The sequence below is a fragment of the Pseudomonas sp. lyk4-R2A-8 genome (assembly GCF_030209095.1).
GTDB lineage: Bacteria > Pseudomonadota > Gammaproteobacteria > Pseudomonadales > Pseudomonadaceae > Aquipseudomonas > Aquipseudomonas quebecensis.
Window position 1 is genome coordinate 185,881 of record NZ_JARVSS010000014.1, and the last position, 23,825, is coordinate 209,705.

A 23,825-nucleotide genomic window follows, 5' to 3' on the forward strand; every position below is an offset into this window, starting at 1 on the left:
GAAAGGCGCGGCCCTAACCCCGCCGATCCAACAGGTTGACCACCAACCGATCAATCCAGCCCCACAGCCGCTGCTTCACCCGCCGCCACAACGGCCGCGCCTTCCACGCTTCCAGGCTCACCACCTGGCTCTGGGCAAAATCGCGCTCGAAACTGTCCTTTACCGCCAGCGCCAATGCCGGGTCCAGGGCTTCCAGATTGGCTTCCAGGTTGAAGCGCAAATTCCAGTGATCAAAATTGCATGAGCCAATGCTGACCCAATCGTCCACCAGCACCATTTTCAGGTGCAGAAAGCACGGCTGATACTCAAAAATCTGCACCCCCGAACGCAGCAGGCGCGGGTAATAACGGTGGCCCGCGTAGCGCACTGAAGGGTGATCGGTGCGCGGGCCGGTCAGCAGTAAACGCACATCCACCCCACGCCCTGCTGCCCGGCGCAATGCGCGGCGCACACCCCACGTGGGCAGAAAATACGGCGTGGCGAACCAGATACGTTGCTGACTACTGTTCAGCGCGCGGATCAACGATTGCAGGATGTCGCGGTGCTGTCGGGAATCCGCGTAGGCCACCCGGCCCAGCCCCGGCCCCGTCGCCGGCACCTTGGGCAGACGCGGCAAACCGAAATGCGTGGCGGGTTTCCATGCGCGCCGCGCCGCGTTGGCGTGCCATTGGCGGTCGAACAGCGCCTGCCAGTCCAGCACCAGCGGGCCGCTGACCTGCACCATCACCTCGTGCCACTCGGCCGTGTCCTGGCCCGGCGTCCAGAACTCATCCGTTACGCCCGTGCCGCCGACCACGGCGAGCTGTTGGTCGATCAGTAACAGCTTGCGATGGTCGCGGTACAGGTTACGCATCCAGCGTCGCCAGCTCAGACGATTGTAGAAGCGCAGTTCCACCCCGGCGTCAGTCAGGCGTTTGCGCAGCGACAGGGTAAACGCCAGGCTGCCGTAGTCATCGAACAGGCACCGCACGCGCACACCGCGCTCGGCGGCCAGCACCAGTGCCTGCACCATGGCCTCGGCGCACGCACCGGCCTCCACCAGATACAACTCCAGGTCCACTTGCTGTTCGGCACGGGCAATGCCCACCAGCATCTGCGGGAAAAACTGCGGGCCGTCGATCAACAACTCGAAACGGTTGGCGCTGCGCCACGGAAACACCGCGCCGCCCATGTCAGCGCGCCGTGAAGATCAGTACCGCACCCACCGGCACCGACAAACTGATCGACTTCAGCCCGGCCGCCTTGCGCAGCGCGGCCACCCCCGGCGCCAGGTCGAAATCCTCGGCATGCAGCACCACCGGTTCCAGGGTCACCACCTGGAAACGCCGGTCATCCAGGCGCGTGGCCAGCAGCTCGGCGCTGTAGGCCTGGGTTTTGCCGTGCAAGGTCACACTCAGTGGCAGGCGCAACTCCAATTGCGCGCCGGGGGCCAGGTCGTTAATGGGCTGCAGATTGATCTGCGCGCTGATCAACGCCTCGGGGAACGTCTTGATCTCAAACAACTGATTGCGCATGCGCTCATCGCGCAGCGGCACGCCGCTGTTAACCGACTCCAGTTCCACCTGCACCTGCGCCGCGCCTTTGTCGTCGACCTTGCCGTGCAGCACCAGAAAACGATGCACATCGGCAATCTCAGTGTTTTTGGTGGTGACGAACGACAGGCGCGAGGATTCGTTATCCAGGTACCAGTCGGCATGGGCGGGCACAGCAGCGACCGCCAGCAAGGCGAAGGCCAGGGGTTTTATCAGAGAAGCATTGAACATAAAGACTCGAGGGGCAAAAAACCTGGACGAACCTTAACTGCGCCGCCTGCCGGGCGCAATGTAACTGACGAAGCAGATCAACTGTGGGAGCTGGCTTGCCTGCGATAGCGGCAGGTCAGTCAACATCACTGTCGCCTGTGCCGTCGTCATCGCAGGCAAGCCAGCTCCCGCAGGGGAAGTGTGCCGTGTCAGGGATTCAGGCGGCAGCCTTGACGGTCGCCGAGCCACCTTGCGCTGTGGGTTCGGCCCAGCCCGCTCGCCGTCACTTCACTGCGCTCCGGGTTGTCGCTGAAGGCGCTGGTCGGCACGTACTGCTTCACATACCCCTTGCAGTACTGCGCCGGGTTATTCGCCACATAGCGGCATGAGCAATACTCTTTGGCGGTGTACGCCGCGATGATATCGGGGAAGGCTTGCAGGTTGACGCGTTCGTGCCAGACCCACGCCAACAGCGCGAGCAATAACAGCAGAAAAAAACCGGTCAACGGCCGACGACGGATCATGGTTGCACCGCCGCAAGCACGCGTTTGAGCAATTCGTTGTGGCGATAGCTGCCGTCACGGTCGTCGCCGTAGCGCACGATCACCAGGCGTTCATCGGGCAATACGAACAGTGCCTGGCCCCAGTGGCCGAGCGCCGCGAAGGTATCGGCGGGAGCGTCGGGCCAAGGCCTTGGCGTGCCTTGGTTGAGCCACCAATGGCCGCCGGGGACAGCTTCGTCCTGCCCGGCCTGGTATCGGTTGAACGGTTGGCGATTGAAGGCCACCCACTCCTTGGGCAGCAGTTGCTGATCACCCCAACGCCCCTCCCGCGCCATCAGCAGGCCGACCCGCGCCAGGTCGCGAGCGGTGAGGTAAGCGTAGGACGAGGCGACAAACGTCTCGTCGCCGTCGGTTTCCCACGTGGCATTGCGAATGCCCAGTGGCTTGAACAACGCATCCCACGGGTAACTCATATAGGCCTTGTGACCGAGCATGCCTTTCAGTGCGGCGGATAAAAGATTGCTGTCGCCACTGGAGTAACGGAACGCCTGGCCCGGCGCGCTGGAGGCCTCCGTGTTCGCGGCAAACTCAGCCATGTCCGTGCGGCCACGGGTGTAGAGCATGGCCACCACCGAGGATTTCAGCGGGGCGAATTCGTAGTCTTCCTGCCAGTCCAGCCCCGAGGCCCAGTGCAGCAGATCGGCCATTGTGACCGTCGGATGCTGCTTCATCGGCGGGTAAAACCGCGCCACCGGGTCGCTCAATTTGAAGCGGTTGTCGCCGTAGGCCACCCCCAGCACGCAGGCCATCAGGCTTTTGCTGACCGACCAGGTCAAGTGCGGCGTGCTGGCGGTAGTGGGTGCGGCGTAGCGTTCGTAGATGACTTCACCGTCGCGTATCACCAGCAGGGCGTCGGTGCGAATGCCTTGGCGGGTGCTGTCGTCGCGCGGGGGAAAGGCATAGGCGTCCAGGGCTTGGAGCGCGGGACCGGTGAGCCGCGCGCCCTCGGCCCATTGCGGGTCGGGCCAGGTTTCAGTGTGGCCGTTAACGGTGAACAACAACAGCGCAACGCACAACAGGCCTCTGACCATGGACGCGAACTCGACGGGGCATTCAAACCCGCGAGGCTAGCCCAGGCGCATGACAGATTGACGACAAAGGGCCTGTCATCCAAGCGTCACCATAACTTCATGGAGATGACACCGGGCCTCCATAGCCTGACTTCGGACAACAAAGTCGACCGGCCGAAACGTGGCCGGCACTCGGAGACTCGCCATGACTCAGATCGCCCGCATCAGCGACACCGGCAATGAACGCCGTCTGCAAGCCGAACGCCTGATCGGCGCCCAGGCTTTGCAGGAAGCCCAGGCCCTGCGGTTCAACGTATTCAGCGGCGAGTTCAACGCCAAGCTGAAAGGCGCGGAACACGGCCTGGACATGGATGACTATGATGTGCACTGCAGCCATATCGGCGTGCGGGACTTGAACACCGGTCGACTGGTAGCCACCACTCGCTTGCTCGACCACCAGGCCGCCAGCACCCTGGGCCGGTTCTACAGCGAAGAAGAATTCAGCCTGCATGGCCTGCTCCACCTGAAGGGCCCGATCCTGGAAATCGGGCGCACCTGCGTCGACCCGGCCTACCGCAACGGCGGCACCATCGCGGTGTTGTGGGGCGAGTTGGCCGAGGTGCTCAACCAGGGCGGCTACAGCTATTTGATGGGCTGCGCGAGCATTCCGATGCACGACGGCGGCATCCAGGCCCATGCGATCATGCAGCGCCTGCGCGAACGCTACCTGTGCAACGAACACCTGCGCGCCGAGCCGAAAAAGCCGCTGCCGGCCCTGGATCTGCCGTCCAACGTGATCGCCGAAATGCCGCCGCTGCTCAAGGCCTATATGCGCCTGGGCGCGAAGATCTGCGGCGAGCCGTGCTGGGACGAAGACTTCCAGGTCGCCGACGTGTTTATCCTGCTCAAGCGCGACGAGTTGTGCCCGCGCTATGCGCGCCACTTCAAGGCGGCCATGTGATGAGCCGCCTGCGTGTATACGGGCGCATCGCCCGCGTGCTGCTGGTGGTGGCGCTGGGCTTGAGCATGGCCAGCGTGTTTGGCCTTTTCGAACGCTTGGGCGTGGCCAATTCGATGGTGCGCCGCCAGCGCTGGTCGCGGTTCTTCATGGCCCGGCTGACCAACGCCCTGCCCTTTCGCGTGACGGTTCATGGCCAGTTGCCGACGCAACCGATGCTATGGGTGAGCAACCACGTGTCCTGGACCGACATACCGCTGCTGGGCATGGTTGCGCCGATGTCGTTTCTGTCCAAGGCCGAAGTGCGCACCTGGCCGGTCGCCGGCTGGTTGGCGGCGAAGGCCGGCAGCCTGTTTATCCGCAGGGGCTCGGGCGACAGCCAATTGATCCGCAAGCAGATGACCCGGCATCTGGAGCAGCAACATCCACTGTTGATGTTCCCCGAAGGCACCACCACCGACGGCCGCAGCCTGCGCACCTTCCACGGGCGCCTGCTGGCCAGCGCGATCGATGCGGATGTGTCGCTGCAACCGGTGGCGATCCGTTACCTGCGCGATGGGCAGGTGGACCCGCTGGCGCCGTTCATTGGCGATGACGATTTGCTCTCGCACCTGATGCGGTTGTTTGCCAATGATCAGGGCGATGTGGAAATCCACGTACTCACACCGATTGCCTGCGCCGGGCAGGAGCGTGCCGCCCTGGCGTTCCAGGCGCAGCAGGCGGTGCAGAAAGCGTTGTTCGGGCCGATCGCTGAAGTTGAACCGGTAGCGGCGCGACCAGCGTTCGCTGCTTGAAACCATGTGGGAGGGGCAAGCCCCTCCTACATTTAGTTTTACGGCGTCAGTTGAGCCTGTGCGAACACCTGCAATTGAGGGTAGAAGCGCCGGAAGTCTTCACTCAACGGTTCATATAAAAGTCGCAACTCCTGCATCGCGTGCCCCAATTCCTCAGGTTGCGTCAGCCGCCGCGAAATCCCGCGCAGCACGTGTTCTATCACCGCAAACTCGCGGTATGAGCCCAGCCAATCGTCCGCTGCCATATAAGGCGCAATCTGCGCCAACCGCCCCGGTAACGCCGGTTCGGCCGCCAGTACCCGGTACACCCGCGAAGTGAAGTCTTCCAGCGGCTGGTCGACATACAACGCCCAATCCCGCGCCAGGCAGTGATCGAAGAACACGTCCAGAACGATCCCGGCATAGCGCCGACGGGTCAGGCTGAAGCGTGACAACGCCTGCCCTACCAACGGATGGCTGTCGGTAAAACGGTCGATCGAACGATGCAACTGGATCGCCGCTTCAATGGATGGGCTGAACTGGCCCTGCAGACGGCCTTTAACGAAGTCGCCATACAGGCTGCCCAGCAGTTGCGCGGGCAACTGGCCGCCCAGGTGCAGATGTGCGAGATAATTCATGGCGCGCAGTCTAGCACTGCGCTTAACGTATCGTTATAACCCGATATACCGATTCAGCCTGACCTCAGAGCAAAATCGTATTGGTATATCGGGATATACCGATTTAAAGTTCGCCTCATCGCGATAAACGCTTTACAACACCGAGCACACTGCCATGTCCATCGACCTCGACGAAATAATAAAAGCCCTGGCGCACCCGGTACGGCGAGACATCCTCACCTGGCTCAAAGACCCGAAGGTGCAATTCCCCGAGCAATTGCACAACCACGAGTACGGCATCTGTGCCGGGCAGATCGACCAACGCTGCGGCTTGTCCCAGTCGACCGTGTCGGCCCACCTGGCCACCTTGCAACGCGCGGGTCTGATCAGCAGCCAGAAGGCCGGGCAGTGGCACTTTTTCAAACGCAATGAGGAAGTGATCCAAGCCTTCCTCACAGCGCTCATCACTGAACTCAGCGCCGAACCGCTGTAAAAGGACCCCGCAAATGCCCCTCTCGCTCCTCATCCTGGCCCTGAGCGCCTTCGCCATCGGCACCACCGAGTTCGTCATCATGGGCCTGCTGCCCGATGTGGCGGCGGACCTCGGCGTATCGATCCCGGGCGCCGGCTGGCTGGTCACCGGTTATGCCCTGGGCGTGGCCATTGGTGCGCCCTTTATGGCGCTGGCCACGGCTAAATTGCCGCGCAAGGCCGCCCTGGTAGCGTTGATGGGGATTTTCATTATTGGCAACCTGCTCTGCGCCCTGGCCAGCGACTACAACGTGCTGATGTTCGCTCGCGTGGTCACCGCGCTGTGCCACGGCGCCTTCTTCGGGATTGGTTCGGTGGTCGCCGCCAACCTGGTGCCGGCCAACAAGCGGGCCTCGGCCGTGGCCTTGATGTTTACCGGCCTGACCCTGGCCAACGTGCTCGGTGTTCCCCTGGGCACTGCGCTGGGCCAGCAAGCCGGCTGGCGCTCGACCTTCTGGGCGGTGACGGTGATCGGCGTGGTGGCGTTGATCGGCCTGATTCGTTTCCTGCCGGCCAAGCGCGACGAAGAAAAGCTCGACATGCGCGCCGAACTGGCCGCCCTCAAAGGCGCCGGTATCTGGTTGTCGCTGAGCATGACCGCCCTGTTCGCGGCGTCCATGTTCACCCTCTTCACCTACGTGGCGCCGCTGTTGGGCGATGTCACCGGTGTATCGCCCAAAGGCGTGACCTGGACCCTGCTGCTGATCGGCCTGGGCCTGACCGTCGGCAATATCATCGGCGGCAAGCTCGCGGATAAGCGCCTGGCAGCCACTCTGATCGGCGTGTTTATCAGCATGGCCGTGGTGTCCACCGCGCTGAGCTGGACCAGCGTCGCCGTGATCCCCACCGAAATCACCTTGTTCCTCTGGGCAACCGCCGCGTTCGCCGCCGTACCGGCGCTGCAGATCAACGTGGTGACCTTTGGCAAGGCCGCGCCGAACCTGGTGTCCACCTTGAACATCGGCGCGTTCAACATCGGCAACGCCCTCGGCGCCTGGGTCGGCGGCAGCGTGATCGCCCATGGTTTCGGTCTGACCAGTGTGCCGCTGGCGGCCGCTGCCCTGGCGATCCTTGCCCTTGTGGTGACCTTGATAACTTTCCGTCAGAGCGGCGATGCCGACCTGGCCCCTGCGACCAACTGATCAATGTAATAAAGAAGGTATTGTGCGATGACGACTATTTTCGATCCGATCAAACTGGGTGACGTGGAGCTGTCGAACCGCATCATCATGGCCCCGCTGACCCGCTGCCGCGCCGACGCCGGCCGCGTGCCCAACGCGCTGATGGCCGAGTATTACGTGCAGCGTGCCTCCGCCGGGCTGATCCTCAGCGAAGCCACCTCCGTAACGCCAATGGGCGTAGGCTACCCGGACACCCCGGGCATCTGGTCCAACGACCAGGTACGTGGCTGGGCCAACGTGACCAAGGCCGTACACGGCGCGGGCGGCAAGATTTTCCTGCAACTGTGGCACGTCGGCCGGATCTCCCACGAGTCCTACCTGAACGGCGAAACCCCCGTGGCACCGAGTGCGATCCAGGCCAAGGGCCACGTCAGCCTGGTGCGTCCGCTGGCCGACTATCCGACCCCGCGCGCCCTGGAAACCGCTGAAATCGCCGACATCGTCGACGCCTACCGCACCGGTGCCGAGAATGCCAAGGCTGCAGGCTTTGACGGCGTGGAAATCCACGGCGCCAACGGCTACCTGCTCGACCAGTTCCTGCAGAGCAGCACCAACCAGCGCACCGATCAGTACGGCGGCTCCCTGGAAAACCGCGCGCGCCTGCTGCTGGAAGTGACCGATGCGGCCATCGACGTGTGGGGCCCTGGCCGCGTGGGCGTGCACCTGGCACCCCGCGCCGATGCGCACGACATGGGCGACGCCAACCTGGCGCAGACCTTTACCTACGTCGCCACTGAGCTGGGCAAACGCGGCATCGCGTTTATCTGCTCGCGCGAGAAAGAAGGCGCCGACAGCCTCGGTCCACAGCTGAAAAAAGCCTTCGGCGGCGCGTATATCGCCAACGAACGCTTCACTAAAGACAGCGCCAACGCGTGGCTGGCCGAGGGTAAGGCGGATGCGGTGGCGTTTGGCGTGCCGTTCATTGCCAACCCGGACCTGCCGGCTCGCCTGAAGGCCGATGCCCCGCTGAACGAAGCGCATCCGGAGACGTTCTATGGCAAAGGCCCGGTGGGTTACATCGACTACCCGACCCTGCCGCTGTAATCGCCTGAGACACAAACTAAATGTGGGAGGGGCCTGTCCCCTCCCACATGTTTGCCCCGTCGTTGCCTGTGTAACATTCCTTCACAGCCCTGCAACAAATTCCCTACAAAATACTTAGGCGGCTACCTATCAAGCGCCGGCCAGCCCGTATATAAAGTCACCCCACGAATAAGTCAGAAGGACGATTGACCGTCCTTAGGCTTTACTGTTGACACAACTGGACGCAATTACGCATTTTGTCTCAATTGCGCAGGCTTGGGCTCAAGCGCAGCATGTCCAGCCCTGCCTCTACCCAGCGTTCGGCTTCCTGCTGCAATTGGAAGCTGTCGGGGACCAGCAGCCATTGGCCGATCAGCCCATTGATGTAGGCATGAATGCACACCGCGCCACGCGTGGTGTCGAGGTTTTCCGGAAGTTGCCCGCGATGGACCGCATTACGCAGTGTCAGGCCGATGCGCAGGTTGCATTCCAGGCTATGCGTTTGGCGCTGGCGGCGCATGTCGCACATTTCGTCGGTGAATTCGCACTTATGAAACAAGATCTCATTGATGCGTCGGGTTTTCGGGTCCAGGGCCACTTGATGGAACAAACGAATCAGCAGCTTGCGCATACAGCCCAGCGGGTCGAGTTCATCCTCGCTTTCACTGGCCCGGGCCAACTCGTCCAAGGGCTCGTGCAGCGTATCGAGCAGCGCCTGGAGCAAATCGGATTTATTACTGAAATGCCAATAGATAGCGCCTCGCGTTACGCCGGCCAGTGCGGCGATGTCCGCCAGCGTGGTCCGCGCGACGCCACGCTCGTAAAAGGCTTGCTCGGCGGCATCGAGAATCTGGCTGCGCGTTTCCTGAGCTTCCTCTTTGGTGCGACGAACCATGGCAGTAAAACCTCAATCAGAACACTTAGGACTATCGATAATGCTGTGTTAATAGACGGTATCGATCATCTGAATAATTGTGGGACGACGCCGTCATGGGCACCGAACGTACTAAAATCGAGGCTTTGGCCGCTGCTTTGTCAACAACGCGCGAAACCTGTCAAGAGTTTACAAACAACCATGAACGTAAGTATATTGCGTAGCAAGCTACTTATCTACTCACGGCTCGTTTTTTACCCTTCCACACTTCTTGTGCGCACTCTGCGCGCCTGACCCGAGGATCTTCATGCAACTTAAGCCAGCTGTTACCGCTCTGGTCACTGCCGTCGCCCTGGCATCGCTGCTCAGCGGATGTAAAAAGGAAGAAGCGGCTCCGCCCGCTCAAATCCCTCTGGTCGGCGTGGTCACCCTGCAACCGCAAGCCTTTACCCTGACGTCCGAACTCCCTGGCCGCACTACGGCCTTTCGCATCGCGGAAGTTCGCCCGCAGGTCAACGGCATCATTCTCAAGCGCCTGTTCAAAGAAGGCGCGGACGTGAAGGAAGGCCAGCAGCTTTATCAGATCGACCCGTCGGTCTATGAGGCCACTCTGAAAAGCGCCCAGGCCACCCTGAGCCAGACCAAATCCATCAGCGACCGCTACAAGCAGTTGGTGGATGAGCAGGCCGTGAGCCGCCAGGAATACGACACCGCCGTCGCCAATCGCATGACCGCCGAAGCCAACGTGCAAACCGCCCAGATCAACGTGCGCTACACCAAAGTGTTCGCGCCGATCTCCGGGCGTATCGGCCGTTCTTCGGTGACCGAAGGCGCGCTGGTCAGCAATGGCCAGGCCGATGCCATGGCGGTCATCCAGCAACTGGACCCGATCTACGTCGACGTCACGCAGTCTTCGGCCGAAATGCTGAAGCTGCGCCGCGACCTGGAAAGCGGCCAACTGGAAAAAGCCGGCGCCAATGCGGCTAAGGTCAAGCTGACCCTGGAAGACGGTAGCGACTATCAACACGACGGCAAACTGGAATTTTCCGAAGTGTCGGTCGATCAGACCACCGGCTCCGTGACCCTGCGCGCTGTGTTCCCCAACCCTGACCACACCCTGCTGCCGGGCATGTTCGTACACGCCCAATTGCAAGCCGGCGTGAACAGCAAGGCGATCCTGGCCCCGCAGCAAGGCGTGACCCGCGACCTTAAAGGCACTCCGACGGCGTTGATCGTCAACGCGCAAAACAAGGTCGAGCAACGTGAACTGGTGGCCAACCGTACCGCCGGTGCCTACTGGCTGGTGGAGAAAGGCTTGAACGCCGGTGACCGTGTCATCACAGAAGGCTTGCAGTACGTCAAGCCGGGCGCCGAGGTCAAGGTCAAGGACGCGGACAACGCCAAGCCCGCCGGTACCGCCGCTCCTGCTGCCGCTGCTGGCAAAGGGGAGTAACCCATGTCGAAATTTTTTATCGACCGTCCCATTTTCGCCTGGGTGATTGCCCTGGTGATCATGCTGGTCGGGGCACTGTCGATCCTGAAGTTGCCCATCAACCAATACCCGGCCATCGCGCCGACCGCTATCGATATCCAGGTGACCTACCCAGGCGCGTCCGCACAAACCGTGCAGGACACCGTGGTGCAGGTGATCGAGCAACAGCTCAACGGTATCGACAACCTGCGTTATGTCTCCTCGGACAGTAACTCCGACGGCAGCATGACCATCACCGTGACGTTCAACCAGGGTACCAACCCGGACATCGCCCAGGTTCAGGTGCAGAACAAGCTGAACCTGGCCACCCCGCTGCTGCCGCAAGAAGTACAGCAGCAGGGGATCCGCGTGACCAAGTCGGTGAAGAACTTCCTGATGGTGATCGGTCTGGTGTCCGAAGACGGCAGCATGACCAAGGACGACCTGTCCAACTACATCGTGTCCAACATCCAGGACCCGATCTCGCGGACAGCCGGCGTGGGTGACTTCCAGGTATTCGGTTCCCAGTACGCCATGCGTATCTGGCTCGACCCGGCCAAGCTGAACAACTACCAGTTGACTCCGGTCGACGTCAGCACCGCCATTTCCGCACAGAACGTGCAGGTGGCCACCGGCCAATTGGGCGGCCTGCCTGCCCTGCCCGGCACTCAGCTGAACGCCACCATCATCGGCAAGACACGCCTGCAGACCGCAGAGCAGTTCGGCAACATCCTGATGAAGGTCAACACCGACGGCTCGCAGGTTCGCCTCAAGGACGTCGCGCGCATCGAGCTGGGCGGCCAGACCTACAGCATCAGTGCGCAGTTCAACGGCAAACCGGCCTCCGGCATGGCGATCAAGCTGGCGTCCGGCGCCAACGCCCTGGACACCGCCAAGGCCATCCGCGCCACCGTGGCGTCCCTGGAGCCGTTCTTCCCGCCAGGCATGAAGGCAGTGGTGCCGTATGACACCACCCCGGTAGTGACCGAATCGATCTCCGGTGTGGTGCACACCCTGGTCGAAGCGATCGTGCTGGTGTTCCTGGTGATGTTCCTGTTCCTGCAGAACTTCCGCGCCACCATCATCACCACCATGACCGTTCCGGTGGTACTGCTGGGTACGTTCGGCATCCTCGCGGCGTTCGGTTTCACCATCAACACCCTGACCATGTTCGGCATGATCCTGGCCATCGGCCTGCTGGTGGACGACGCCATCGTGGTGGTGGAGAACGTTGAGCGGGTGATGGCCGAGGAGCACTTGTCGCCTAAAGAAGCGACGGTCAAGTCCATGACCCAGATCCAGGGCGCCCTGGTGGGTATTGCCCTGGTGCTGTCGGCGGTACTGCTGCCAATGGCGTTCTTCGGCGGTTCCACCGGTGTGATCTACAAACAGTTCTCCATCACCATCGTTTCGGCCATGGCGTTGTCGGTACTGGTTGCCCTGATTTTCACCCCGGCGCTGTGCGCCACCATGCTCAAACCGATCGACCCCGAAAAGCACGGCCAACCCAAGCGTGGTTTCTTCGGCTGGTTCAACCGCACCTTCGACCGTAGCGTGGTGAGCTACGAGCGCGGCGTGGGCAACATGATCAAGCACAAGATCCCGGCGTTCCTGGTCTACCTGCTGATCTTCGCCGGCATGATCTGGCTGTTCATGCGCATCCCCGCGGCGTTCCTGCCCGACGAAGACCAGGGCGTAATCTTTGCCCAGGTGCAGACACCGGTCGGCTCCACCGCGGAACGTACGCAGAAAGTCATCGACGACATGCGCGTCTTCCTGCTCAACGACAAGGAAGGTGAGCCAGGCGAAGGCAAAGGCGTCAAATCGGTGTTTACCGTGAACGGCTTCAACTTCGCCGGTCGTGGCCAAAGCTCGGGCCTGGCTTTCGTGATGCTCAAGCCGTGGGACGAGCGTGATGCGTCCACTTCGGTGTTCGAGATCGCCAAACGTGCCCAGGGCTACTTCATGCAGACGTTCCAGGACGCCATGGTGTTCGCCATCGTGCCGCCGTCGGTACTGGAATTGGGTAACGCCACCGGTTTCGACGTGTTCCTGCAGGACCAGGGCGGTGTCGGTCATGAGAAGTTGATGGCCGCGCGCAACCAGTTCCTGGGCATGGCGGCACAGAGCAAGATCCTGGCCGGCGTGCGCCCCAACGGCGTGAACGACGAGCCGCAATACGAGCTCACCGTTGACGACGAGAAGGCCAGCGCCCAGGGCATTTCCCTGTCCAACATCAACCAGACCCTGGCGATTGCCCTGGGTGGCAGTTACGTCAACGACTTCATCGACCGTGGTCGTGTGAAGAAGGTGTACGTGCAAGGTGACGCCGCCAGCCGCATGTCTCCAGAAGACCTGAACAAGTGGTACGTGCGCAGCGACTCCGGGAAGATGGTGCCGTTGTCGGCCATCGCCACCGGCAAGTGGATCTACGGCTCGCCGAAGCTCTCGCGTTACAACGGCGTGGCCGCGATGGAAATCCTCGGCACCCCGGCACCGGGCCACAGCACCGGTGAAGCGATGGCCGAAGTCGAGCGCATCGCCAAGCAACTGCCGGCGGGCGTGGGCTATGCGTGGACAGGCCTGTCGTACGAAGAACGCTTGTCCGGCTCGCAGGCACCGGCGTTGTACGCGCTGTCGCTGCTGGTGGTGTTCCTGTGCCTCGCGGCGCTGTACGAAAGCTGGTCGATTCCGATCGCAGTCGTGTTGGTGGTGCCGCTGGGCGTGGTGGGTGCGTTGATCGCCACCAGCATGCGCGGGCTGTCCAACGACGTGTTCTTCCAGGTGGGCCTGTTGGTCACGGTGGGTCTGGCGGCGAAAAACGCCATCCTCATCGTGGAGTTCGCCAAAGAGCTTCACGAACAAGGCAAGGGCATCGTCGAGTCGGCCATCGAAGCCTCTCGCATGCGTCTGCGTCCGATCATCATGACCTCCATGGCGTTCATCCTCGGCGTACTGCCGCTGGCGATCTCCTCGGGTGCCGGTTCAGGCAGCCAGCACGCCATCGGTACCGGCGTGATCGGCGGTATGATCACGGCCACTGTCCTGGCAATCTTCTGGGTGCCGCTGTTCTTCGCCACCGTGTCGGCCATCGGCAACCGCAAAGAACCCGAAACCAAGCAAACTTCTAAAGAGGCTGGCCAATGAGCAAGTCGCTACTTTCCCTGGCCGTCACAGCATTCGTGCTCAGTGGCTGCTCGCTGATCCCTGACTACCAGCGCCCCGAAGCGCCGGTAGCGGCGCAATACCCGCAGGGGCCGGCCTATTCGTCGGCCCAGGCGCCGGGCCAGGCTGCCGCCGAGCAAGGCTGGAAGCAGTTTTTCCATGACCCTGCCCTGCAGCAACTGATCCAGACCGCACTGGTGAACAACCGCGACCTGCGTGTCGCGGCCCTGAACATCGATGCCTACGCCGCGCAATACAACATCCAGCGCGCCGACCTGTTCCCGGCCGTATCGGCCACGGGCAGCGGCGAACGCTCGCGTACCCCGGCTCGCCTGTCGCAGACCGGCGAATCGAGGATCGCCAGCCAGTACTCGGTCGGCCTTGGAATCAGTTCCTATGAGCTGGACCTGTTCGGCCGCGTGCGCAGCCTGAGTGAAGAAGCCCTGCAAAGGTACTTCGCCACGGAAGAAGCGCGGCGCAGCACCCAGATCAGCCTGGTGGCCAGCGTGGCCAACGCCTACCTGACCTGGCAGGCCGACAAGGAACTGCTCAAGCTGACCCAGGACACCCTTGGCGCGTTCGAGCAAAGTTTCAAACTCACCTCGCGCAGCAACGAAGTCGGCGTGGCCTCGGCCCTCGACCTGAGCCAGGCGCGCACCTCGGTGGAGAACGCGCGCGTGCAATTGGCGCGCTACACCCGCCAGGTGGCCCAGGACGAAAACAACCTGACCCTGCTGCTGGGTACCGGCCTGCCGGCCAATCTGGCCAGCCAGCCGCTGTCGGATAACCTGCTCAGCGAAGTACCGGCCGGCCTGCCTTCGGACCTGCTGCAACGTCGCCCCGACATTGTGCAGGCCGAGTACAACCTCAAGGCCGCCAACGCCAATATCGGCGCGGCCCGCGCGGCGTTCTTCCCAAGCATCAGCCTGACCGCCAGCGCCGGCACCGCCAGCCCGAACCTGGGCGGCCTGTTCAAGGGCGGCTCGGGCACCTGGTCGTTCGCCCCGCAGATCAACATCCCGATCTTCAACGCCGGCAGCCTGCGTGCCAGCCTGGACTACTCGAAGATCCAGAAAGAGATCAACGTGGCGAACTACGAGAAGGCGATCCAGACCGGCTTCCAGGAAGTCTCCGACGGCCTCGCCGCGCGGGCGACCTACAAGCAGCAACTGGAAGCCCAGCGCGGTTTCGTCGAGGCCAACCAGGATTACTACCGCCTGGCCGAGCGTCGCTACCGCATCGGTGTCGACAGCAACCTGACGTTCCTCGATGCCCAGCGCCAGCTGTTCAGCGCTCAGCAATCGCTGATCACCGACCGTCTGGCGCAGTTGACCAGCGAGGTCAACCTGTACAAAGCCCTAGGCGGTGGCTGGAATGAGCAGACCGCGAAGAACGAACCGCTGAAAGAAGAAGCGCCGGCGTTCAAGGCGTTCTGATAACGGCGTTGTCATAAAAAACCGCCTCCCTCACAGGAGGCGGTTTTTTTTGGCGACGGCGCTTTGCCCAATCGCCGCATCACTCGCCCCGTCAGCCATCCGCCTTGCATTCCCTTCAACCTTTCGCGGTAAAATCTGTCACAGATTCTTACAGACCACAGAGGGAGCTTGTCGTAATGATCGTAGGAATCGACCTGGGGACAACCAACAGTCTCGCAGCGGTCTGGCGCGGCGATGCCGCCGAATTGGTGCCCAATGCCCTCGGCCAGTTACTGACCCCGAGCGTGGTTGGGCTGGACGACCAGGGCCGCGTGCTGGTCGGTCAGGCCGCCAAGGAGCGCCTGCACACGCACCCGCACCTGACCACGTCGCTGTTCAAGCGCTATATGGGCAGTGCCACCGAGGTGCGCCTGGGCGACCGTTCGTTTCGCCCGGAAGAACTCTCGGCGCTGGTGCTCAAGAGCCTGAAAGAAGACATCGAACGCACCTACGGCCACGCCGTCACCGAAGCCGTGATCAGCGTGCCTGCCTACTTCAGCGACGGCCAACGCAAAGCCACGCGCATTGCCGGTGAACTGGCCGGGCTCAACGTTGAAAAACTGATCAACGAACCCACCGCCGCCGCCCTCGCCTACGGCCTGCATCAACGCGACAAAGAAACCTCGTTCCTGGTGTTCGACCTCGGTGGCGGCACGTTTGACGTGTCGATCATCGAGCTGTTCGACGGGGTGATGGAGGTGCGCGCCAGCGCCGGTGACAACTTTTTGGGCGGCGAAGACTTCGACACGCTGCTGTTGGAGCATTTCGTCGACAGCCAGCGCAACGCCCAGGGTTTTCCACCCACCAGCAGCGTGCTGCAGGCCCTGCGCCGCGAGGCCGAGCGTGTGCGCAAGGCGTTGGGCCAGGATGACAGCGCCGATTTCACCCTGCGCGTCGACGGCCAACAGTGGGTCAAGACCATCAGCCAACAGGAACTGGCCAAGCTCTACACGCCGCTGCTCGAGCGCCTGCGGGCACCGATCGAGCGTGCCCTACGCGATGCGCGCATCCGTGTCAGTGACCTGGATGAAATCCTGCTGGTGGGCGGCACCACGCGGATGCCACTGGTGCGCAAACTCGCCGCCGGGCTGTTCGGGCGCTTCCCGTCCATCAGCCTCGACCCCGACCAGGTGGTCGCCCACGGCGCCGCGATCCAGGCCGCGCTCAAGGCGCGTTCCGCCGCGCTGGAAGAAGTCGTGCTGACCGACGTGTGCCCCTACACCCTCGGCATCGAAACCTCAAACCAGTACGGCGGCCACATCGAGAGCGGGCTGTACCTGCCCTTGATCGAACGCAACAGCAGCGTGCCGGTGAGCCGGGTCAAAAGCGTGGTCACCCTGCATGACGACCAGAGCCGCGTCCTGTTGAAGATCTACCAGGGCGAAAGCCGCCTGGTAAAAGACAACATCGAACTGGGCCAGCTGGAAATCGCCGTGCCCAAGCGCAAGGCCGGCGAAGTCTCGCTGGACGTGCGCTTCACCTACGACAACAACGGCCTGCTCGAAGCCCAGGTGAATATCCCGCTGACCGGCGAGCAGCACTCCCTGGTGATCGAGAACAATCCCGGCGTGCTAAGCGCGCAGGAAATCCAGCAACGCCTGCAAGCCCTGGCGCTGCTGAAGATTCATCCGCGCGACCAGCAGGTCAACACCGTCCTGACCGCGCGCCTTGAACGGCTCTATCAGGAAAGCCTGGGTGAGCTGCGCGAACAGCTTGGGCATTGGGCCGCGCAGTTCCAGCAGGTGCTCGATACCCAGGACGAACGCCGCATCCGCGAAGCCCGCAGCGAACTGACCCGGCAACTGGAGCAGCTCGATAACGGGTTCTGGCGCTGAGGAAACCTCCCATGGATTGTTGGACCGTATTGCAGCTGCCGGAAGATGCCGACGAGCGCACCATCAAGCGCAGCTATGCACGCTTGCTCAAAAGCTGCCGCCCGGACGAGGATGCCGTCGGCTTCCAGCGCCTGCGCGAGGCCTATGAAGAGGCACTGAGCGAAGCGCGCTGGCGCGTGGACAACGACGAGCAGATTGCCGTCGAGGCACCGCCGGCCGAAGCGGCCCCCGGCAATCTCAGCGACCTGGCCGAACTGATGGACGTGCGCCCCCTCAGCCCGGCGCCGTTCGACGCCCCCGCGCCAGACCCAGCCGAGGCGCTGATCTGCGGCCTCAATGCCCATAACCTCGATGAACGCTGGGCGCAGGCTCGGCAACAGGGTTGCGCCGACGCGTTCCAGGCCGGCCTGTTGCGCCATTGTTTCACTGCCCCCGGCGAACGCAGCGCCATCGCCCAATGGGCCGCGCAGCACCTGGAATGGCTGACGCCGTGGCAGCAGGTGGCGATGACCGCCTGGCAGTACGAGGCGCTGACCGGCGAACTGTTGCAGGACTACCGCCGCACCTTGCAAGAGCTGCTGGAGCAGCAGGCCGAACGCGAGTTCATCCGCCAATTGACGCAGTACAACAGCCAAGCCTGGTTGCAGGTATTCGACCTGCAGCAACAGTGGCAACGCATCGTTCTGCAATTGCTGCATGACACCCAGTGGAGCGTGCCGCTGTTCGAACGGGTGTGCCAGGCGTTTGGTTGGGATGACCAGAAAGGCGTTTACCCGGAACCGGCATGGATGTGGCGCCAGTTGGTGTCGCGCTGCGAGCAGGAGAGTTTCTTCGCTCATCTGCAGGAGAAAGCCCAGGACACCCGACGCAACTCCGCCGACGCCCTGGCCGCGCGCCTGCTGCTGACGCCGATGTCCGCCACGCAACAAAAACGCATCATTGATACCTTCGGCGACAACGAATGGAACGCCTGCCAGCACCTGGCCGAAACGTTGACCTGGCGCTACCCGCAACTGATCGAGCGGCTGCCTCAACCTGACCTGTTCTTCTGGCGCAAATTCGTGCCACGGCCGATCTATACCCAAGTATTTATCCGGTTGTGGGCCGTGTTCGCCCTGGGTATCGGCCTGAGCATCGCCCACTCCGGGCCCGACAAACTGGACTTGATGTCGGTGTCGATCTTTATGTTCATGGCACTGGTGCCGGCCGGCATCGGCTTTCGCGTCACGCAGCTGTGGGCCGGGATGAGTTCGACCTACAGAGTGCTGGACTTGTGGCTGAGCCAGCGCTTGATCCCCAAGCGACTCAACCCCAACGACTATTGGCTGGTGATCCGCCACGGCGTGCCGCAGGCGATCATGCTGGTGGCCTGCGGCTTGATGCTCGGCGTACTCGGCGCGTTCACCTATGCCGGCATGGTACTGATCAACCTGTTGCACAAAAAACGCATCGGCCATATGAGCCAACGCTTCAGCGAAGGCTACCCGTGGCTCAACGGCCTGCATTGGGCGTTCTGGAGCCCGTGGCAAGTGGTGTTCCTGGTGGTGATGGTGGCCGTGATCGTCGCGGCCCAGCATTACTTGCCGGCGTTCCCCTGGACCCACATCGACCTGCCCAAACGCTGAGCCCGCCTGCCGGGCCCCAGCGCCCGGCAACTTGCGTTCGATCACCGCCCACAACCCGCCCTCCCCCGATTGAAGCGCGCCCGCAGCCCCGCGCACCATGGCCGCCACCTGCATAACCCCAATAACAACAGGTCCGCCACAATGAGCACTTTCCATCCGCGCCGGCTGCTGCTGGCCATCGCTGTCGCCAGTCTTGCCCTGCCTGCCGTCGCCCAAGAGCACGGTTTTTTCGAAGACGCCGGCGCCAACCTCAATCTGCGTAATTTCTTCTTCAACCGTAACTTCACCAACCCGAGCAAAACCCAGGGCGGCGCCCAGGAATGGACGCAGAGTTTTATTCTCGACGCCAAATCCGGCTTCACTCAGGGCACGGTGGGGTTCGGCGTGGACGTGCTGGGGCTGTATTCGCTCAAGCTCGACGGCGGACGCGGCACCGGCGGCACCCAGCTGTTGCCGTTGGATCACGACGGTCGCCCGGCCGATGACTTCGGGCGTTTGGGCGTGGCGTTCAAGGCACGGCTGTCCAGGACCGAGCTGAAGGTGGGCGAGTGGATGCCGGTGCTGCCGATCCTGCGCGCCGACGATGGCCGCTCCCTGCCGCAAACCTTGCGCGGCGGGCAGATCACGTCGAAGGAAATCGACGGCCTGACCCTGTATGGCGGCCAGTTCCGCGCCAACAGCCCACGCGACGACAGTAGCCTGTCGGACATGTCGATGGTCGGCAAAACCGCGTTCACCTCGGACCGCTTCAACTTCCAGGGCGCTGAATACGCGTTCAACGACAAACGCACCTAGGTCGGCCTGTGGAACGCTCAGCTCAAGGACATTTACCGCCAGCAATTCGTCAACCTGATCCACAGCCAGCCTGTGGGCGACTGGACCCTGAGCGCCAACCTGGGGTTCTTCTACGGCAAGCAAGACGGCAGCGCCCGCGCGGGCGAGCTGGACAATCAAACCTGGTCCGGCCTGTTCTCGGCCAAATACGGCGGCAACACGTTCTATGTGGGCCTGCAAAAGCTCAGCGGCGACAGTGCATGGATGCGCGTCAACGGCACCAGCGGCGGCACCCTGGCCAACGACAGCTACAACTCAAGCTACGACAACGCCCGGGAGAAATCCTGGCAAGTGCGCCACGACTACAACTTCGCCGCCCTCGGCGTGCCGGGCCTGACCCTGATGAACCGCTATATCAGCGGCAGCAATGTGTACAGCGGCACCGTTACCGATGGCAAGGAATGGGGGCGCGAAAGCGAAGTGGGCTACACCGTGCAAAGCGGTGCGGCGAAAAACCTTACAGTACGCTGGCGCAATTCCAGCATGCGCCGCGACTACAGCAACAACGAGTTCGATGAAAACCGGCTGATCGTCAGTTACCCGATCAGCCTGCTGTAAACCGGCGCGGCACTTGCTGTATGGTGCGCGCCTGCCGCTGCTGATTCGCCCAGCAGCGGCCTCTTTGCCGAGCCCGTGCCCACCATGAAACTCTATGCTTTCGCCGCTGCCGTGCTGGCCCTGGCCCTGAGCCTCGGCGGCTGCATCGGCGCGCCCATCGCCCTGACGCCGCAGACTGAGCAACGCCTGCAAGCCCAGGCGCCGATCCGCTTTCTGTTGACGTTCGATGACGGCCCCAGCGCTTCGGGCTACAACAATCCGACCCGCTCGGTGATCGCTGACCTGGCGCGCAACCCCGTGCTGCCGGGCATCAAGGCGGTGTTTTTCCTGCAGACCGAATCCGCGCGCGCAGGCGGCAGTTCGCGGGGTCGCAAGACCATGGAGCGTGAGTACGCCGGCGGGCATGTGCTGGCGTTTCACACCGCCACCACTTTCCACACCAACCACCGCTGGCTCAACGATGCCGAACTGGAACGCACCCTCACCCAGGGCGCGGCCGATATCGCCGCCATCACCGGCGCACCGCCGCGACTGGTACGCCCGCCGTTCTGGAATTACGACCGCCGCACCTTCGCCGCCTACCAGCGCCACGGCATGCAGGTACTGCTCACGGACCTGAGCGCCAATGACGGCAAGATCTGGGGCTTCAACGCCAGCCCGAGGCGGCGCGCCAACCTGTACCGGCAACTGTCGGTGGTGCGCGAACGTATCGCCCTGGGCGAATTGCCTACGGTGGACGGCGTGATCCCGGTGGTGGTGACCTTCCACGACATCAACCGCTACACCGCGCGGCACCTGCAGGAGTACTTGCAGATCCTGCTGGACAGTGCCCGCATCAACGGCATGCACACCGCCGCCGAGCCTTTCTACACCGACCACGCCGCACTGCAACGCGCCGCACTGGCCCGTACCGTCAAGGATGTGAATGAAGCCGTGCACCTGCCGGGTGTGTGGAACTGGGTATGGGACTCGGATTCCCACTGACCCGGCGTGGCGCCCATCTGTCAGCCCTGGCGGGATTCAACGCCCAGCTCGTCCCATACCGACTCGGCCAGGTGAAAAGTCGCATTCGCCGCTGGAATCCCGCAATAGATCGCGCTCTGCATCAACACTTCCTTGATCTCGGCGCGGGTCACGCCGTTGCTGGCGGCGGCGCGCAGGTGCAGCTTGAGTTCTTCGCCGCGGTTCATGCCGATCAGCATGGCGATAGTGATCAAGCTGCGGGTGTGCCGGGGCAGACCGGGACGGGTCCAGATATCGCCCCAGGCATGACGGGTGATCATCTCCTGGAATTCGCTGTTGAACTCGGTGAGGGCATTGAGGCTGCGGTCGACATGGGCGTCCCCCAACACGTCGCGGCGCACCTGCAGACCCTCGGCATAACGTTGTTTCTCGTCCACGAAAAGCTCCTTAGCGGCACAGCAGGAATTTAATCACCCGGTCACTGAACGCAGCACCGGCCTGGACGTTGGACAGGTGCGCGGCATAGAACTCGGCGTATTCGGCGCCCTTGACCTGTTGCTGGATAAAGTGGCCACCGGCAGGCGGGGTGACGGCATCTTCACTGCCGGCGATAACCAGGGTCGGCACCTGGATCGACGCTAACGCCCCGCGCAGGTCCGCATCGCGCACGGCCGCGCAGTTGGCGGCGTAGCCTTGAGGCGAGGTGGCGGCGAGCATATCGGTGATCAGTTTGGCCTGGTGCGGGTTGGCGGCGGCGAAGTCGGGGGTGAACCAGCGCGCGATCGATGCATCGCGCAAGGCCACCATCGCATCCGGGCCATCGCGCAGCACCGTCTCGATGCGTGGGTTCCACACCTCGGGCGTGCCGATCTTGGCGGCGGTGTTGCACACCACCAGCCGCTGCAGGCGCTCGCCGGCGTTGATCCCCAGCCATTGGCCGATCAGGCCGCCCATGGACAGGCCACAGAAATGCGCGCGCGGAATCTGCAGCGCATCCAGCAGCGCGAGCACATCGCGCCCCAACTGCTCGATGCGGTAAGGCCCCTCGGTCACCAGCGACTTGCCATGGCCACGGGTATCGTAACGCAACACGCGAAAATGCTCGGTGAACGCCGGGATCTGGATATCCCACATACGCAGGTTGGTGCCCAATGAATTGGACAGCACCAGCACCGGCGCATCGACAGGACCTTCCAGTTGGTAATGCAGGTCGCCCTCGGCGAGTTGTACAAAAGCCACAGCAGTCTCCTCAGGCACTCAATGCAAAATGGTCGGTCACGGCGCGGGTAACCCAGGTGTGCGCCTGGCCCAGATAATGGGCCGGGTCGAGCAGGCGATCCAACTCGGTGGCGGACAGTTCGGCGCTCACCTGCGGCTCATCGGCCAATACCGCGCGCAGATGGCGTCCCTCGGCAACCGCGCGCCGGCAGCAGCGCTCGAGCAAATCGTGCGCGGTTTCGCGGCCCAGGCGCTGGGCGAGCACCATGCTCACCGCCTCGGCCAGCACCAGACCCTGGGTCAAATCAAGGTTGTGGGCCATGCGCGCCGGATCGACCTCCAAGCCTCGGCTCAGCAGCAGCGCCTGCTGCAACGCGCCGGAGACCAACCGGCAAATGTCCGGCAGGGTTTCCCACTCGGCATGCCACAGGCCCAGGCTGCGCTCGTGCTCCTGGGGCATGGCGCTGAGCATTGTGGCCACCAGGCCCGGTACGCGGGTGGCGGCGCTGATCAGTACGGCGGCGCCGACCGGGTTGCGTTTGTGCGGCATGGTGGAAGAACCGCCCTTGCCCGGCGCCGCAGGCTCGAACACTTCCGCCGCCTCGGTCTGCATCAGCAGGCTGATATCCCGGCCCAGTTTGCCGAGGCTGCCGGCGATCAGGCCCAGCACACTGGCGAACTCCACCAGGCGATCGCGCTGGGTGTGCCAGGGTTGTTCGGGCAACGTCAGGCGCAATTCGGCGGCCAGGGCTTCGGCTACCGGCATGGCCTGTTCACCCAGGGCGGCCAGGGTGCCGGATGCGCCGCCCAATTGCAGCACCAGCAGGCGCGGTTTGAGTTCGGCCAGACGTTGCCGGGAACGGGTCACCGCACCCAGCCAACCGGCGATTTTCATACCCAGGGTCACCGGCGTCGCATGCTGCAACCAGGTGCGCCCGGCCAACGGCACGGCGGCATAGCGCTGGGCTTGCGCGGCCAGCACTTCACCCAATTGCGCCAGGTCGCTTTCGATCAATACCAGGGCGCGCCGCAGTTGCAGCACCAGGCCGGTGTCCATCACGTCCTGGCTGGTGGCCCCCAGGTGCACATAGCGCTCGGCGTTGGCGTCTTCACTGGCAATCAGTTTGCCCAAGGCCTTGACCAGCGGGATCGCCGAATTGCCCGCCGAGGCGATGGCTACGCCGAGGGCGTCAACGTCGTACAGCGACGCCAGACATGCCTGGGCAATCGGCGCCACCGCCGCTGGCGGAATCAACCCCACGCGAGCCTGCGCCCGGGCCAGGCCGGCTTCAAAGTCGAGCATGCCTTGCAAGCGGCCGTGGTCGCAGAACACCTCAGCCATGCTGTCGGCGGTGAAATAGGCGTCGAACAGTTGGTTGCTCGTGCGCAATGTCATAAGGCTTTCCTAC

20 protein-coding genes and 1 pseudogene are annotated in these 23,825 nt (G+C 63.0%); 12 read left to right on the forward strand and 9 right to left on the reverse strand.

The window, feature by feature from the left end; translation table 11 throughout:
• Nucleotides 1-13: 13 nt before the first annotated feature.
• The 4 genes from QRN10_RS15350 to QRN10_RS15365 form a co-directional block, all read right to left on the reverse strand.
• A complete protein-coding gene (locus tag QRN10_RS15350; protein ID WP_285428655.1) occupies nucleotides 14-1,171 on the reverse strand; it encodes a phospholipase D-like domain-containing protein in 1,158 nt (385 codons plus the stop codon).
• A gap of 1 nt (nucleotide 1,172) precedes the next feature.
• Nucleotides 1,173-1,763 (reverse strand): YceI family protein, encoded by a 591-nt coding sequence (locus QRN10_RS15355; protein WP_285428656.1) that lies wholly within the window; start codon nucleotides 1,761-1,763, stop codon nucleotides 1,173-1,175.
• A gap of 188 nt (nucleotides 1,764-1,951) precedes the next feature.
• The gene (locus tag QRN10_RS15360) at nucleotides 1,952-2,266 is read right to left on the reverse strand and encodes an amidase (protein WP_253511075.1); all 315 of its coding nucleotides are present in this window, start codon (nucleotides 2,264-2,266) and stop codon (nucleotides 1,952-1,954) included.
• Nucleotides 2,263-3,336 (reverse strand): serine hydrolase domain-containing protein, encoded by a 1,074-nt coding sequence (locus QRN10_RS15365; protein ID WP_285428657.1) that lies wholly within the window; start codon nucleotides 3,334-3,336, stop codon nucleotides 2,263-2,265. Before QRN10_RS15365 ends, QRN10_RS15360 begins: the two co-directional genes overlap by 4 nt.
• 184 nt (nucleotides 3,337-3,520) lie before the next feature.
• Here QRN10_RS15365 and olsB point away from each other — a divergent pair, with 184 nt between their 5' ends.
• Both olsB and QRN10_RS15375 read left to right on the forward strand, forming a co-directional pair.
• On the forward strand, nucleotides 3,521-4,276 hold the full coding sequence (gene olsB, locus QRN10_RS15370; protein WP_034096335.1) for an L-ornithine N(alpha)-acyltransferase: 756 nt from the start codon (nucleotides 3,521-3,523) through the stop codon (nucleotides 4,274-4,276).
• Nucleotides 4,276-5,067: a lysophospholipid acyltransferase family protein gene (locus tag QRN10_RS15375; protein ID WP_181081529.1), complete on the forward strand. Its 792-nt coding sequence runs from the start codon at nucleotides 4,276-4,278 to the stop codon at nucleotides 5,065-5,067. The genes olsB and QRN10_RS15375 overlap by 1 nt, the downstream gene beginning before the upstream one ends.
• A 38-nt stretch (nucleotides 5,068-5,105) precedes the next feature.
• On the opposite strand, the gene QRN10_RS15380 is transcribed toward QRN10_RS15375, so the two are convergent.
• Nucleotides 5,106-5,684: an acyl carrier protein phosphodiesterase gene (locus tag QRN10_RS15380; protein ID WP_285428658.1), complete on the reverse strand. Its 579-nt coding sequence runs from the start codon at nucleotides 5,682-5,684 to the stop codon at nucleotides 5,106-5,108.
• 154 nt (nucleotides 5,685-5,838) lie between these two features.
• On the opposite strand from QRN10_RS15380, the gene QRN10_RS15385 reads away from it, so the two are divergent.
• Genes QRN10_RS15385 through QRN10_RS15395 form a run of 3 tightly spaced genes read left to right on the forward strand, consistent with a single transcriptional unit; the run spans nucleotide 5,839 to nucleotide 8,419 of the window.
• Nucleotides 5,839-6,156, forward strand: a complete 318-nt coding sequence (locus QRN10_RS15385; protein ID WP_181081531.1) for an ArsR/SmtB family transcription factor — start codon at nucleotides 5,839-5,841, stop codon at nucleotides 6,154-6,156.
• Between the two features lie 13 nt (nucleotides 6,157-6,169).
• Nucleotides 6,170-7,336 (forward strand): MFS transporter, encoded by a 1,167-nt coding sequence (locus QRN10_RS15390; RefSeq protein WP_181081532.1) that lies wholly within the window; start codon nucleotides 6,170-6,172, stop codon nucleotides 7,334-7,336.
• 27 nt (nucleotides 7,337-7,363) lie between these two features.
• Complete coding sequence (locus QRN10_RS15395; protein ID WP_253511065.1) at nucleotides 7,364-8,419, forward strand: alkene reductase; 1,056 nt, start codon at nucleotides 7,364-7,366, stop codon at nucleotides 8,417-8,419.
• 241 nt (nucleotides 8,420-8,660) lie between these two features.
• On the opposite strand, the gene QRN10_RS15400 is transcribed toward QRN10_RS15395, so the two are convergent.
• Nucleotides 8,661-9,293 (reverse strand): TetR family transcriptional regulator, encoded by a 633-nt coding sequence (locus QRN10_RS15400; protein WP_181081534.1) that lies wholly within the window; start codon nucleotides 9,291-9,293, stop codon nucleotides 8,661-8,663.
• A gap of 286 nt (nucleotides 9,294-9,579) precedes the next feature.
• On the opposite strand from QRN10_RS15400, the gene QRN10_RS15405 reads away from it, so the two are divergent.
• The 7 genes and pseudogenes from QRN10_RS15405 (at nucleotide 9,580) to QRN10_RS15435 (ending at nucleotide 21,219) form a co-directional block, all read left to right on the forward strand.
• Nucleotides 9,580-10,725, forward strand: coding sequence for an efflux RND transporter periplasmic adaptor subunit (locus QRN10_RS15405; RefSeq protein ID WP_181081535.1), 1,146 nt, complete (start codon nucleotides 9,580-9,582; stop codon nucleotides 10,723-10,725).
• Nucleotides 10,726-10,728: 3 nt separating this feature from the next.
• On the forward strand, nucleotides 10,729-13,890 hold the full coding sequence (locus QRN10_RS15410) for an efflux RND transporter permease subunit (protein WP_285428659.1): 3,162 nt from the start codon (nucleotides 10,729-10,731) through the stop codon (nucleotides 13,888-13,890).
• Nucleotides 13,887-15,344 (forward strand): AdeC/AdeK/OprM family multidrug efflux complex outer membrane factor, encoded by a 1,458-nt coding sequence (gene adeC / locus QRN10_RS15415; protein WP_181081537.1) that lies wholly within the window; start codon nucleotides 13,887-13,889, stop codon nucleotides 15,342-15,344. The genes QRN10_RS15410 and adeC overlap by 4 nt, the downstream gene beginning before the upstream one ends.
• 176 nt (nucleotides 15,345-15,520) lie before the next feature.
• Nucleotides 15,521-17,218 (forward strand): molecular chaperone HscC, encoded by a 1,698-nt coding sequence (locus tag QRN10_RS15420; protein WP_285428660.1) that lies wholly within the window; start codon nucleotides 15,521-15,523, stop codon nucleotides 17,216-17,218.
• 11 nt (nucleotides 17,219-17,229) lie between these two features.
• Nucleotides 17,230-18,843 carry a J domain-containing protein gene (locus QRN10_RS15425; protein WP_181081539.1) on the forward strand — a complete coding sequence of 538 codons (1,614 nt, stop codon included), beginning with the start codon at nucleotides 17,230-17,232 and terminating at the stop codon, nucleotides 18,841-18,843.
• A 141-nt stretch (nucleotides 18,844-18,984) separates the two neighbouring features.
• Nucleotides 18,985-20,235, forward strand: a pseudogene (locus QRN10_RS15430) (OprD family porin).
• A gap of 84 nt (nucleotides 20,236-20,319) precedes the next feature.
• Nucleotides 20,320-21,219 (forward strand): polysaccharide deacetylase family protein, encoded by a 900-nt coding sequence (locus QRN10_RS15435; protein ID WP_285428661.1) that lies wholly within the window; start codon nucleotides 20,320-20,322, stop codon nucleotides 21,217-21,219.
• 20 nt (nucleotides 21,220-21,239) lie between these two features.
• Here QRN10_RS15435 and pcaC read toward each other — a convergent pair whose 3' ends face one another.
• From pcaC to QRN10_RS15450, 3 genes are read right to left on the reverse strand one after another with little or no spacing between them, the layout of a single operon-like run.
• Nucleotides 21,240-21,635: a 4-carboxymuconolactone decarboxylase gene (gene pcaC, locus QRN10_RS15440; RefSeq protein ID WP_181081542.1), complete on the reverse strand. Its 396-nt coding sequence runs from the start codon at nucleotides 21,633-21,635 to the stop codon at nucleotides 21,240-21,242.
• A 10-nt stretch (nucleotides 21,636-21,645) separates the two neighbouring features.
• Nucleotides 21,646-22,437 (reverse strand): 3-oxoadipate enol-lactonase, encoded by a 792-nt coding sequence (gene pcaD / locus QRN10_RS15445; protein ID WP_181081543.1) that lies wholly within the window; start codon nucleotides 22,435-22,437, stop codon nucleotides 21,646-21,648.
• A gap of 10 nt (nucleotides 22,438-22,447) precedes the next feature.
• Complete coding sequence (locus QRN10_RS15450; RefSeq protein WP_181081544.1) at nucleotides 22,448-23,812, reverse strand: 3-carboxy-cis,cis-muconate cycloisomerase; 1,365 nt, start codon at nucleotides 23,810-23,812, stop codon at nucleotides 22,448-22,450.
• Nucleotides 23,813-23,825 lie beyond the last annotated feature (13 nt).

What these genes read in the sequence shown, in the direction of transcription:
- QRN10_RS15350 (WP_285428655.1), bottom strand. Translation starts at nt 1,171, where the DNA reads ATGGGCGGCGCGGTGTTTCCGTGGCGCAGCGCCAACCGTTTCGAGTTG.
- QRN10_RS15355 (WP_285428656.1), bottom strand. Translation starts at nt 1,763, where the DNA reads ATGTTCAATGCTTCTCTGATAAAACCCCTGGCCTTCGCCTTGCTGGCG.
- QRN10_RS15360 (WP_253511075.1), bottom strand. Translation starts at nt 2,266, where the DNA reads ATGATCCGTCGTCGGCCGTTGACCGGTTTTTTTCTGCTGTTATTGCTC.
- QRN10_RS15365 (WP_285428657.1), bottom strand. Translation starts at nt 3,336, where the DNA reads ATGGTCAGAGGCCTGTTGTGCGTTGCGCTGTTGTTGTTCACCGTTAAC.
- olsB (WP_034096335.1), top strand. Translation starts at nt 3,521, where the DNA reads ATGACTCAGATCGCCCGCATCAGCGACACCGGCAATGAACGCCGTCTG.
- QRN10_RS15375 (WP_181081529.1), top strand. Translation starts at nt 4,276, where the DNA reads ATGAGCCGCCTGCGTGTATACGGGCGCATCGCCCGCGTGCTGCTGGTG.
- QRN10_RS15380 (WP_285428658.1), bottom strand. Translation starts at nt 5,684, where the DNA reads ATGAATTATCTCGCACATCTGCACCTGGGCGGCCAGTTGCCCGCGCAA.
- QRN10_RS15385 (WP_181081531.1), top strand. Translation starts at nt 5,839, where the DNA reads ATGTCCATCGACCTCGACGAAATAATAAAAGCCCTGGCGCACCCGGTA.
- QRN10_RS15390 (WP_181081532.1), top strand. Translation starts at nt 6,170, where the DNA reads ATGCCCCTCTCGCTCCTCATCCTGGCCCTGAGCGCCTTCGCCATCGGC.
- QRN10_RS15395 (WP_253511065.1), top strand. Translation starts at nt 7,364, where the DNA reads ATGACGACTATTTTCGATCCGATCAAACTGGGTGACGTGGAGCTGTCG.
- QRN10_RS15400 (WP_181081534.1), bottom strand. Translation starts at nt 9,293, where the DNA reads ATGGTTCGTCGCACCAAAGAGGAAGCTCAGGAAACGCGCAGCCAGATT.
- QRN10_RS15405 (WP_181081535.1), top strand. Translation starts at nt 9,580, where the DNA reads ATGCAACTTAAGCCAGCTGTTACCGCTCTGGTCACTGCCGTCGCCCTG.
- QRN10_RS15410 (WP_285428659.1), top strand. Translation starts at nt 10,729, where the DNA reads ATGTCGAAATTTTTTATCGACCGTCCCATTTTCGCCTGGGTGATTGCC.
- adeC (WP_181081537.1), top strand. Translation starts at nt 13,887, where the DNA reads ATGAGCAAGTCGCTACTTTCCCTGGCCGTCACAGCATTCGTGCTCAGT.
- QRN10_RS15420 (WP_285428660.1), top strand. Translation starts at nt 15,521, where the DNA reads ATGATCGTAGGAATCGACCTGGGGACAACCAACAGTCTCGCAGCGGTC.
- QRN10_RS15425 (WP_181081539.1), top strand. Translation starts at nt 17,230, where the DNA reads ATGGATTGTTGGACCGTATTGCAGCTGCCGGAAGATGCCGACGAGCGC.
- QRN10_RS15435 (WP_285428661.1), top strand. Translation starts at nt 20,320, where the DNA reads ATGAAACTCTATGCTTTCGCCGCTGCCGTGCTGGCCCTGGCCCTGAGC.
- QRN10_RS15450 (WP_181081544.1), bottom strand. Translation starts at nt 23,812, where the DNA reads ATGACATTGCGCACGAGCAACCAACTGTTCGACGCCTATTTCACCGCC.